Origin of the sequence: Lentzea sp. NPDC004782 (genome assembly GCF_040609115.1) — a bacterium.
Classification (GTDB): domain Bacteria; phylum Actinomycetota; class Actinomycetes; order Mycobacteriales; family Pseudonocardiaceae; genus Lentzea.
The window spans coordinates 1-10,379 of sequence record NZ_JBEXJN010000126.1 but is presented as its reverse complement, the minus strand read 5'-3'; the positions used below and the strand labels follow the sequence as shown (position 1 = coordinate 10,379).

Genomic DNA, 10,379 nt, shown 5'->3' with positions numbered 1-10,379 from the left:
AGATCACGGCCCGCGGGGTCGTGGGTCACGCCCCGTTTGTGGGGGGGGGGGTGCCCCTTGCCGACGCTCGCGCGGGCGGGTGGGGGGGGGCGGGGGGCCCCCCGCGCGAGCCCGTACCGGCACACCTCGACCTCGAACGTCGTGGCGTCGGCCTCCTCGGCCACGAATTCGATCGTGCCGTCGTCGCGCACCGCGACGAAACGTTCGAGCACGACGTTGCGCAGGACGCAGGTGTTCGGACCGATGGTGCCGAACAGCTCGTGGACGTTCCACCCGCTCGGCATGGTCCGATCAGTGACGAGACGACCTTCCGGCGTGGACGCGAGGAACCGGCCGGTTCCGGCGCTGCGCAGGGTGCAGACCCCGTTCCCCCAGTCGATCAGGTCGAACTCCACGGCGTCGCCGCAACCGCGGTTCGCGGTCACGGCCTGTCCCGGCACGGCGGTGAGGTAACGGCCGTCGGCGGTGCGCAGCGCGATCCGGTCGACCCCTTCCTCGAACGTCGTCGGCCCGCGGTTGAGCGCGGCGATGCCGTCGTGCGGGGTCACCGAGTACGGCAGGGTTCCGCTGTACCAGTCCTCGAACAGCACACCGGCGTGCGTCCCGATCACCGCGACGCGCCCGGCCGCCGCCGGGTCGAGCGGGAGGAGACCACCGGCGTTCTTCAGCAGCACCACGGACTGACAGGCCGCCTCCAGCGCGAGCCGCCGGTGCGCCGGCGCGCCGATCACGTCCTGGTTGATCGAGGCGTACGGGTTGCCGCCGGGAGGGTCGAACTCGCCCAGGCGGAACCGCAACCCGAGCACCCGGCCGACCGCCCGGTCCACGTGGGCCTCGGTGATCAGCCCGGCGCGCAGGGCTTCTGTGACGTGCTCGACGGTGACGACGTGCACCGAGTCCTCGTCGGTGAAGCTGTCGAGCCCCGCCCGCAACATCGCGGCGTGCGCCTCGGCCTGCGTCTCGAAGTACGCCTGCACCCCGGCGACGTTGGACGGTGCCAGCGCATCGCTCACCACCGCGATCTCGTCGTCGGTCCAACGTCTCAGGTGTTCGTTGAGATATGGCGAGAGGTGGGCGGGTCTGCCGTTGACGAGGTTGTAGGACGGCATGACCGCCACGGCGGCACCGGCCGAGATCGGACCGCGGAAGCATGGCAGCTCGTACTCGTGCAGCACGCGCGCACGCAGGTTCGACGACGTGGTGCAGCGGTCCGTCTCGTTGTTGTAGCCGAGGAAGTGCTTCAACGTCGGTGCCGTCTTCAGGTAGACCGGGTGGTCGCCCCGCAGACCGCTCGCGTAGGCCGTGCCCATCACGGAGGTCAGCAGCGGGTCCTCGGAGTAGCCCTCCTCGTTGCGCCCCCACCGGGGATCCCGCAACGGGTTGACCACCGGCGCCCACAGGTTCAGCCCGTGCTCGACGGGGTCCTTGTCGTGAAAGCCCCTGGCCTCGGTGCCGGTGGCGTCGCCGACGGCCCGCACCAGCTCGGGGTTCCACGTGCTCGCGAGGCCGATCGCCTGCGGGAACACCGTGGCGGTGCCGAGCCAGGCCACGCCGTGCAACGCCTCGGTGCCCGCGCGGAAGGCCGCGATCCCCAGCCTGGGCACGGCCGGCTGGCGCTGGTGCAACAGCGAGATCTTCTCCTCTGTCGTCAACCTCGACAGCAGGTCGTCGACCCGCGCTCCGATCGGTGCGCCCGGATCGCGGAAGAGCGGCTGCCCGCTCTCTTCGCTGACGCTCACAGCTCGGCCTTCCTCGGCAGCGGAACGGATCACGCGCGGTCGCGTCCTATGTAGACGTTCCGGGCGCGGTAGTACGTGTCCGACGCCGGCCCCGGCGACCCCGACGACCCTTCCATCTGCAGGTTGATGATCAGCCACATCGGCCTGCCGACGAAACCGGCGCCGCGGTGCTGTGCCACCCAGTTGCCGTCGAGGTAGTAGTGGATGTCCACATCGGACGCGTTCACCTTGGTGATCCAGGCGCGATAACCGTGCCAGGCACCGGGGTTGCTGACGTCCACGACGGTGTTCGACCATCCGCCGCTGCCGTTGCGGTAGGTGTTGAACCAGTTCCGCGAGTCGCCCTTGAACTCCAGGACATCGCTCTCCGGCGGCCAGCTCGTGGCGCCGGTGAGCCAGAAGGCCGGCCAGGTCCCGCGCCAGGACGGGGCCTGGAACTCGCCCTTGACCTCCCAGGACGGGAACTGGTCGTTCACCACGATCTGCTGCTTGGCGTGGATCGCGCCGGAGTGGTAGTGGATCGGGAGGTGCGGGTCGGCGGAGCTGTTGCCCTCGTCCCAGCTGATGCGGCTCGCCTTCAGCACGAGGACGCCGCCGCTTTCCAGGTAGACGTGGTTGTGGTCGCTCGAACTGCCGTACATCCGCGCGGTGCCGTTGTGGTCCGACCCCCAGGGATAGCGGTAGTTCCACGCCGCTTCCAGCGTGCCGTAGTCGGCGAACGTCCCGGAGAGAACGTTTTCCCAGACCGCGGCTTCGGCGCGGCTTCCGAGCGCGACACCCGCCATTCCCGCGGCACCGGCCGCCAGAAAAGCCCTTCGGTTGTGCTTCATTGCGCCAACCTCCAGTTGTTAGCGTTAACATCCAGCTCTGGGAAGTTTATTGCCCTACCTCGATCGCCGACAAGAGCCAGTTCGGCACAGCACGTCGCCCGGGGAACGAACAAGCCATCACCAAAATCGCGCACAAACCGTCAGAAGAAGGCGGAATCACCCAGTAAGCGCAGGTCAAAGCACCTGATATCACAGCAGACGAGTCCCCCTAAGCCGAATTTCATCGAATTCGTCGAAATAGTCGAAACACGTTTCGGAGCGGTCCCGCCCGCCCCCCAGGACGGGCAGGACCGCAGGTTCGGAGACCTGCGCGAGAACAAACGTCAGCAGGCCGAGTTCGTCTGCGTGAGCAGGCCCATTCGATAGGGCAACCTGATGTAGTCACCACTCGCGTTGGGATCCAGTCCCTGATACACGTACTGCAACCGGCAGGGATTGATCGTCAGCATCTGGTCGTTGCCCGCCCGCACCAGTTCTCCGTGGCTGATGTCCTGGGTCCACGCCCCGCCGGGAAAGGTCACGTCGGCCTTGCCCGCGAACGGCGCGTTCTCCGCGACGGCGAGCGGCGTCCAGCTCCCGGCGAGGCCGGTCGCGGTGTAGGAGCGGAAGTAACGCCGGTTGCCCGCCCCGATCGCCTCCTGCAGCAGCAGGTACTGGTCGCGGCCGACGACCTTGTACACGTTGCTCGCCTCGTACAGGTTGTTCCTGCTGTCGGACAACACGATCTGGGTGTTGCCGAACCCGTTGGGGAAGCTGCCCAGCGGCGTCTGGGCGCGGTAGACGTGGCCGTTGTCGTCGCTGAAGAACAGGTAGCAGTTGTCGTTGTCGCAGATGACCCAGAAGTCGAGCCAGATGCCGTTGCCCTTGTTCTGCTTGACGATGTCCGGCTCCTGGGACATGAAGGTCCTCGGAGCCGACCACGACCGCGGGTCCGCCGGGTTCGTGCTCGTCGAGTACGTCGGTGGAGAGGTCTGGTAGACGAGGTACCAGAGGTTCTGCGGCGCGAAGTGGAACACCTGCGGTGCCGCGCGGTAGCCGGGACCGATCCCGGAGGTGTCCAGGTAGGTGTGCGTCGCGCTGGCCGCCTGCGACCAGTCGCCGAACGCGTAGTGGACCAGGCCCCAGCCCGACGGGCTCGCCGTAGTGGCGTAGACCTGCCACTGGTTGTTGTAGCGGATGACCGAGAAGTCCTTGACCGACAGGGCGTCGGGGTGTTGCGAGTCCGGTTTCGGTCCGGCCAGCACGCCGCTGGAGGACCACTGGAACGACGTGGGCAGGGAACCGATCGCGCCCACCCGGACGAGCTGCCACTGCTGGTTCGTCCTGCCGAGATCCGCGTACTGCACGACGCGCGCGCCGTCGGCCGTCGAGGCGTTCTGGACCTCGACCACCTTGCCGCTGTTGCGGTTGATCAGCCGGATGTCCCCGTTGCCCGCGTCCGCCAGCCGGAACTGCTGGTTCGACCCGTAGATGTCGGACCACTGCTGCACGGCGGCGCTGTCGGCGGTCGAGTACCCGGCCACGTCCAGCGCCTTGCCGGAGTGCCGCGCCCGCAACCGGTAGTAGCCGCCACCGGAGTCGATGAACTGGAACTGCTGGTTGTCACCGTTGTGCCGCGTCCACTGCTGAAGTGGCGCACCGTTGTTGGTGCTCGCGGCCGACACGTCGAGCGCCTTGCCGCTGTTGCGGTTGACCAGCACGTACCACGAAGCGGTGTCCACAGTGGCCGCTTGTGCGGGCGTGCCGGCACCGGCGAACAAGCCGGCGAACACCGCCGTGATCGTGACGATCACGGCCGATCGTGGACGGCGCCCGCGTCTGCTTCCGCCGAGCATCAGCTCCTCCTTCTGCGATGCGATGATCCGGTCAGGCCCGCCGCAGCTGGAAACGCTGGTTCGGGGCGCCGGTGTAGGTCCACTGGGAGATGCGCGCACCGTTGTCGGGCGAGGCTCCCCAGACGTCCATCGCCAGCCCGCTCAGCCTGTTGACCAGGCTCACCGCGCCGCCACCGTGGTCGACCACCCGCCACTGCTGGGCCGCCGAGCCGTTGCCGGGTTGCTGCGTGACGTCCGCGCCGGCGGCGGTGCTCGCGACCTGGAGCACCAGCCCGCTGTGCCGCGCCCGCACGCGGTAGTAGCCCTCACCGGAGGACAGGAAGTCGAACTGCTGGTTCAGCCCGCCACCACCGGACCACTGCTGCAGCAGCGCTCCCGGAGCCGTCGAGACACCCGCGATGTCCGCGACCTTGCCGCTGTGCGCGGCCACCAGGTGGTAGTTCACACCGACCTGCACGGCCGAACCGCCCGCGCCGGCCAACGCGGCGAGCACCGCGTCGTAGGCAGGTTTCCTGTTGCCGGAGCCGTCGAACAGCAGGACCTGGTCCGGCGCCCGCCACGAGTCGCTGTCGCGGACACCCCACACGGTGACGCCGGTGCAGCGCGCGACCGACAGACACGCTTGCACGGCCTGGCGGTACGTGTCGGCCTGGGCGGCGCCGCCCGCGACGTCGAGCTCGGTGACCTGGACGTCCACCCCGAGGGCGGCGAAGTTCTGCAGGGTCGTGGCGAACGAGCCGGGGGCGGTGGTGCCGAAGTGCGACTGGAAGCCGACGCAGTCGATCGGCACGCCGCGCGAGCGGAAGTCCCGCACCATCCGGTACACGCCCTGGGTCTTGGCCGAGTTCCAGTCCTCGATGTTGTAGTCGTTGTAGCAGAGCTTGGCCGCCGGGTCCGCCGAGCGCGCGGCGCGCATCGCCTCCTCGACGAAGCCGGGCCCGAGCACGTCGCGGAACACCGAGCCCCGCATCTCGCCGCTGCCGCCGTCGGCGAACGCCTCGTTGACGACGTCCCAGGAGTGGATCTGCCCGCGATAACGTCCCATGAGGACGTTGATGTGGTTCTTCATCACGTCGCGCAAGGTGTTCGCGTCGCGGGTCTCCTGCACCCAGGCCGGCAGCTGGGCGTGCCAGACCAGGGTGTGGCCGCGCAGGAACTGGTCGTGCGCACGGGCGTGGTCGACGACGCGGTCGGCGCGGTCGAAGGTGAAGGTGCCGCGGGACGGCTCGGTGGCGTCCCACTTCATCTCGTTCTCCGGCGTGACGGAGCCGAACTCCCGGTCCAGGATCGTCGTGTACTGAGCGTCGGTGAGCTTGTGCGCGGCCACCGCGGCGCCGAAGTACCTGCCGGACTGCGCGGCCGCGGCTCTCAGCGTGGTGGCGCCCTGTGCCGGGCTCGGCGCGAGCGTGACCGCACCGGCCACGGCGAGCACCAAGGCGGCCGTGCGCACGAACACTCCTCCGCGACGCCGGGAAGAAGCTGAGCTCATGATCGTCCTATGTGGTCGTGGCGCACGCGAGCGGCGCAGCTCCTTCGATCGCCGATGAAAGTTAGTGAGCGCTAACACTATGCACATCACACCAATGGATGGCAATGGCGCTTCTGTTGCCGTAAACGGTATGACGTCTGATGAAACAGGTTGTTAGCGCAAACATCCATACGGGAACGGTGGTATCGTGGCGGGCTCGCCACCACCGTCCACTGTAGAGGGCCGAACTCCGGTCAGTGCTGGGCGAACTGCAGGTTCGTCGACTGGGCGACGCCGGGACGGATCGGCAACGCGTTGCTCACTAGCCGCTGACCGTAGATGTCCGTGATCGCGATGGCACGACCGCATCCGGCCCCGTCCTCGGACAGGAAGTAGTTGTAGTCGGTGCGCCGCAACTCCCTCCACCCGCTGCCCGTCTGCACCTCGAGGCGTGCCACCGGGTTGCGGTGGTCGATCGCCTGGATCCCGCACCACCACTGCGACGAACCGTCCTTGTAGCGCAGGGAGATCCCGCTCGACATGCCGGGGCTGAGCAGCCGCCACGTCACCGAGATCTCGCCGACCATCGGGTCGGCCAGGCGGGAGAAGGCCTCCTTGGTCAGGTCGAGCTGGCCGACCCGGCACGGCGACGGGCAGAGGTTGTTGACCCGCACCTGGATGGTCCGCCCGTTGGACGCCCGCACCTCCAGGAAGGCACCGCAGGCCTTCGACGCCTCGTAGTCGGTCTGGTTCATCGCGACGGTCATTCTGTCGTTGTAGGGCCCGAACAGGCACGCACCGTCACCGTCGCTGTCGTACCACGTGCCCGGGCCGTTGTAGGTGACGCCCGGTTTGATCCTTCCGGCGAGCGGTGCGTAATCGGCGTGGGCGCCGGTCGCGCCCGCGGTCATCAGCAGTGCGGTGACCACGGACGCGATCAGCCAGCGTTTCAGCATGACATCTCCCTGAGACTCGGATTCCACCTCACACGGCAACTCCCGGTGAGCGTGACACGAATCCGATTTGCCCCGGAGAGAATTCACGTCGAATCGACTCGACGCTTTTGCCGGGCGTGAATCAGGTGGGAGTGCAGGTCAGCTTCGGCGAAGCCGCCGGGCCGGTGGCCTGGAACCCGAAGGTGGTGGTGCCGCCACCCGCACCGATCGAGCCGTTCCACCCGGCGTCCGCGGCGACCACGCCGGCCGCGTCCTGCTTCAGCGCGGTGTTCCACGACTTGGTGACCTGTTGGCCGGCGGGCCACGTCCAGCCGACCCGCCACCCGGTCAGCGTCGTGCGGCGGTTGTTGGTGACGGTCACCGTCGCGACGTGCCCGGTCCCCCAGTCACCGTTGACCTGCAGGTTCGCCGTGCAGCCGGCCGGTGGCAGGACCAGCAGCGTGATGGAGTTCGCCGGATAGGTCGCGTCGACCCGGCCGTTGCTCACCGGGAGATCCTCTCCGCGCACGATGCCGCCCAGGTTGGCCGGGCCGTAGGTGAACCGCTGCGCCGCACCCGCGCTGTCGAACCCGGCCAGCGACAACGGCGAGGTCAGGTCGTCGCCGGTCTTGTTGACGACCATGACGGTCAGCGCCTTGTCGGAGGAGCGCTCGGCCGCGTAGACGGCCAGGCGGCCCTGGTCGGCCGAGGTGCCGGACACGCTGACGTCGCCGAACCGGCTGCCCGCGCCGTCGTAGTTGCGGTACATCCGGAACGCGTAGGCGCCGGGATCGGTCGGCTTGGGCTCGCCCCACATCGTGGCCAGGTCGAGGCCCTCACGCCCGAAGACACCGAGGATGTCGGCTTGCGCCAACGCGCCGTTGATGTCGTCGAGCGCGCCCCAGTTGTACTCGGTGATCGCGGTCTTGGTGCCGGGGTAGTACTGGGCGGTCCACGCCTTCATCGTGCGGATGAACTGCAGCGGCGGCGCGTTGACCCCGCCGGGGCCGATCCACGACTCCTCGACGTAGGTCGGGTCCCACAACGACCGGACCGACCGCAGCCGCAACGCGTTGGCCTCCGGCGTCTTGTCCCCGCTGATCTGCGGGTAGAAGTGCTGGTCGAAGTAGTCCAGGTAGCGCTTGCCGCCGTGCGCGTCGCTGTAGTCCTTCATGTTCTTGAGGTACCACTGGGACAGGTTGAGCCCGCCGTGCGCGGCCGAGTCGGCGCCTGGTCCGCAACCGTCCACACCGGACGCGACCCATTCGCAGTAGCCCCAGCCGGACGGGCCGAGGACGGCCGCGCTCGGGTCGGCGGCCTTGATCGCCGCGGCGGTCGACGTGCCCTTGCCGCCCAGCTCGTCGTACGAGACGAGGTCGGGGTGCACGTCGCGGTGGGTGTTGGCCCACAGCACCGGTTCGTTGTCGAGCTCGTAGATCGGCACTCCGCCCTGCGCGGCCGTGCCGAACCTGCTCACCAGGTGCGACACCATCTCCCCCGCGAACGCCGCGTCCGCGGGAACGGAGCTGTCGGTCGGCACGCCGGTGAGGTTCTTGCCGTCGAGCTGACCGTTGCCGCAGCCGGGGTCCCATTCGTCGAACCGGTCCTGCCGCGGGAACCGGCTCGCGGGGAAACCGCAGGTGAACGGGTGCGAGGAGGGCGAGTCCTTCGCGACCCAGCCGACCATGGGCACGGTGACGACCGGCTTGACGCCGCGGCCGAGGTTCGAGCCGACGACTCCTTCGAGGGAGTGCGCGTCGTCGGCGACGATGTTCTCGAAGAACCAGTCGCTGCCGGTGTTGTAGGTGTGGTTCTTGAAGTTGTACCGGCTGGAGGCGTTGCCGCCCCAGCGCGCCACCGTCTGGCCGATCTCGGCGTTGAACGCCGGATCGCCCCCGTTGAGGCCGTAGATGCCGGGGCTGATCGCGTGCCGGGCGGCGGAGGTGTCCACCGACAGCGCCGGTCCGGCGGTCGCCGCCACCGCCGCACTCGTGTGGACGGTGAACGTCGCCGCGACCAGGCACGTCGCCGCACCGGCGGCCGTGAGCGATCTTGGCCTCCGTAATCGCCGATTGTTCGCCACAGAACCTTCCTTCCGCGTCATTGCGTCGAATTCCTGCATGTGACGCTGGTGCGAAACCAGAGGCGGGTCAAGTAATTCACAGGTGCTTCGACCACATTCGAATCGAATGATCGGCGCGTGCACCGGGAAATGCGTTCACCCGAATTCGGAGAACTTGGGCAGGCGAGGGACCCGCAGGCCGTGCGCACCGGGCGGGTGGCACGAACGGCCTGCGGGAGAAGGGGAACGGCGTCAGGTCAGGAGCACTGCGCGCCGTTGAGCGTGAAGCCGCTCGGTGCCCCCGCCTGGCCGTTGGCCTGGTAACCGACCGTCACGCTCTGGCCGGGTGCGAGGTCGGGGCTCCAGCCGGGCGCGGTGGCCGTGACCGTCGAGCCGCTCTGCGACACGGTGGCGTTCCAGCCGTTGGTGACCGTGACACCGGACGGCACGGTCCAGGTCGACCGCCAGTTGCTCGCGGCCGACGACCCGGTGTTGGTGATCGTCGCTTCGGCGGTGAACCCGCCCTGCCACGAGTTGGTGATCTTGTGCGTGGCACGGCAGGAGGTGGGACCGGGGTTGGGATTCGGGTTCGGGTTCGGGTCGGGGTTCGGGTTGGAGCCTGAGGTGGAGAACGAGAACGAGTTCACCGCGAGGCCGGGCCCGCCCTGCCACGGCTCGAACCCGAACTGCACGCTCGTGAGGTACCAGGAGGTCTGTACCTGGCCCCTGCGCACCGCGTCGCCGGTGAAGTCGGCGAGGTTCACCGACAGCGAGTTCGTGGTCTGCTGACGGACGTAGGAGATGACGTTCCAGCCGATGTTGCCGATCCAGACGTCCCAGTTGGCACCGGCGAGGGACGCGGTGCCGACCTTGCTGCCGATCGGCTGCGGCGGACCCTGGTGGCTGCCCCAGATCATCAGCTCCGCACCGGTGTTCTGCCCGGTCTGGTTGGGGTTCGGGTCGAACCAGAGGTCGTAGGCGGCGTCCCAGTAACCGCCGGCCGTGGTGTAGGAGACGCTGGAGGGCAGCGAGCCGAACCCGTTGACCTGCAAGGGAAGCCCGCTCCCGCTGGAGCAGTTGCCGTAGTGGCAGCCCGCGTAGATCGCCGGGTAGGACGCGGGCGCTCCGCTGGTCGGCACGTTGTGGTTGCCGGAGGTGATGGTGAATCCGGTGTCGGAGACCCTGATGCACTGGCCGTCGCTCGCGCCCCACTCGTTGTTCTGGACGACGTAACGGCCACCCTGGATCTTGGTCGAGCCGAACTTCTCGCAGATCGTCGTGTCGGCGGAGGCCTCGGGTGGGCTGAGTGCCACCACCAGTCCCGTCACGGCCGTGACGGCGGCCAGCAACAACACCGCCGGACGGAGGGTTCGAACACGCATGGCGAACAACTCCTTTGTTGATCGTGGTGAGCAGGGCCGAGCGCTCGCGTCGTGGATGAAGGGCGCCTTCATCGACCTCAGGTGGATGAAGGCGCCCTTCATCCACCAGCAAAACGGCTTCGTCGGGG

The 10,379-nt window shown here is 68.3% G+C and carries 7 protein-coding genes; all 7 read right to left on the bottom strand.

Features of this window, described 5'->3' with window-relative positions:
• The coding region (locus ABZV40_RS45645; protein WP_355456376.1) for a glycoside hydrolase family 3 N-terminal domain-containing protein at positions 1-1,739 on the bottom strand (1,739 nt) is incomplete at its 3' end.
• Positions 1,740-1,768: 29 nt separating this feature from the next.
• Positions 1,769-2,569: a family 16 glycosylhydrolase gene (locus tag ABZV40_RS45640; RefSeq protein ID WP_355456375.1), complete on the bottom strand. Its 801-nt coding sequence runs from the start codon at positions 2,567-2,569 to the stop codon at positions 1,769-1,771.
• Positions 2,570-2,892: 323 nt separating this feature from the next.
• Positions 2,893-4,404: a non-reducing end alpha-L-arabinofuranosidase family hydrolase gene (locus ABZV40_RS45635; protein ID WP_355456374.1), complete on the bottom strand. Its 1,512-nt coding sequence runs from the start codon at positions 4,402-4,404 to the stop codon at positions 2,893-2,895.
• A 31-nt stretch (positions 4,405-4,435) separates the two neighbouring features.
• Positions 4,436-5,854, bottom strand: a complete 1,419-nt coding sequence (locus ABZV40_RS45630; RefSeq protein ID WP_355456373.1) for an endo-1,4-beta-xylanase — start codon at positions 5,852-5,854, stop codon at positions 4,436-4,438.
• Positions 5,855-6,126: 272 nt separating this feature from the next.
• Entirely contained in the window at positions 6,127-6,828 is a 702-nt protein-coding gene (locus ABZV40_RS45625) for an expansin EXLX1 family cellulose-binding protein (protein WP_355456372.1), read from the bottom strand.
• A gap of 121 nt (positions 6,829-6,949) precedes the next feature.
• Positions 6,950-8,890: a glycoside hydrolase family 44 protein gene (locus tag ABZV40_RS45620; RefSeq protein WP_355456371.1), complete on the bottom strand. Its 1,941-nt coding sequence runs from the start codon at positions 8,888-8,890 to the stop codon at positions 6,950-6,952.
• Positions 8,891-9,126: 236 nt separating this feature from the next.
• Positions 9,127-10,251: a cellulose binding domain-containing protein gene (locus tag ABZV40_RS45615; protein WP_355456370.1), complete on the bottom strand. Its 1,125-nt coding sequence runs from the start codon at positions 10,249-10,251 to the stop codon at positions 9,127-9,129.
• Positions 10,252-10,379 lie beyond the last annotated feature (128 nt).

Coding starts and splice junctions, on each gene's coding strand:
- ABZV40_RS45640 (WP_355456375.1), bottom strand. CDS start 2,569: ATGAAGCACAACCGAAGGGCTTTTCTGGCGGCCGGTGCCGCGGGAATG.
- ABZV40_RS45635 (WP_355456374.1), bottom strand. CDS start 4,404: ATGCTCGGCGGAAGCAGACGCGGGCGCCGTCCACGATCGGCCGTGATC.
- ABZV40_RS45625 (WP_355456372.1), bottom strand. CDS start 6,828: ATGCTGAAACGCTGGCTGATCGCGTCCGTGGTCACCGCACTGCTGATG.
- ABZV40_RS45615 (WP_355456370.1), bottom strand. CDS start 10,251: ATGCGTGTTCGAACCCTCCGTCCGGCGGTGTTGTTGCTGGCCGCCGTC.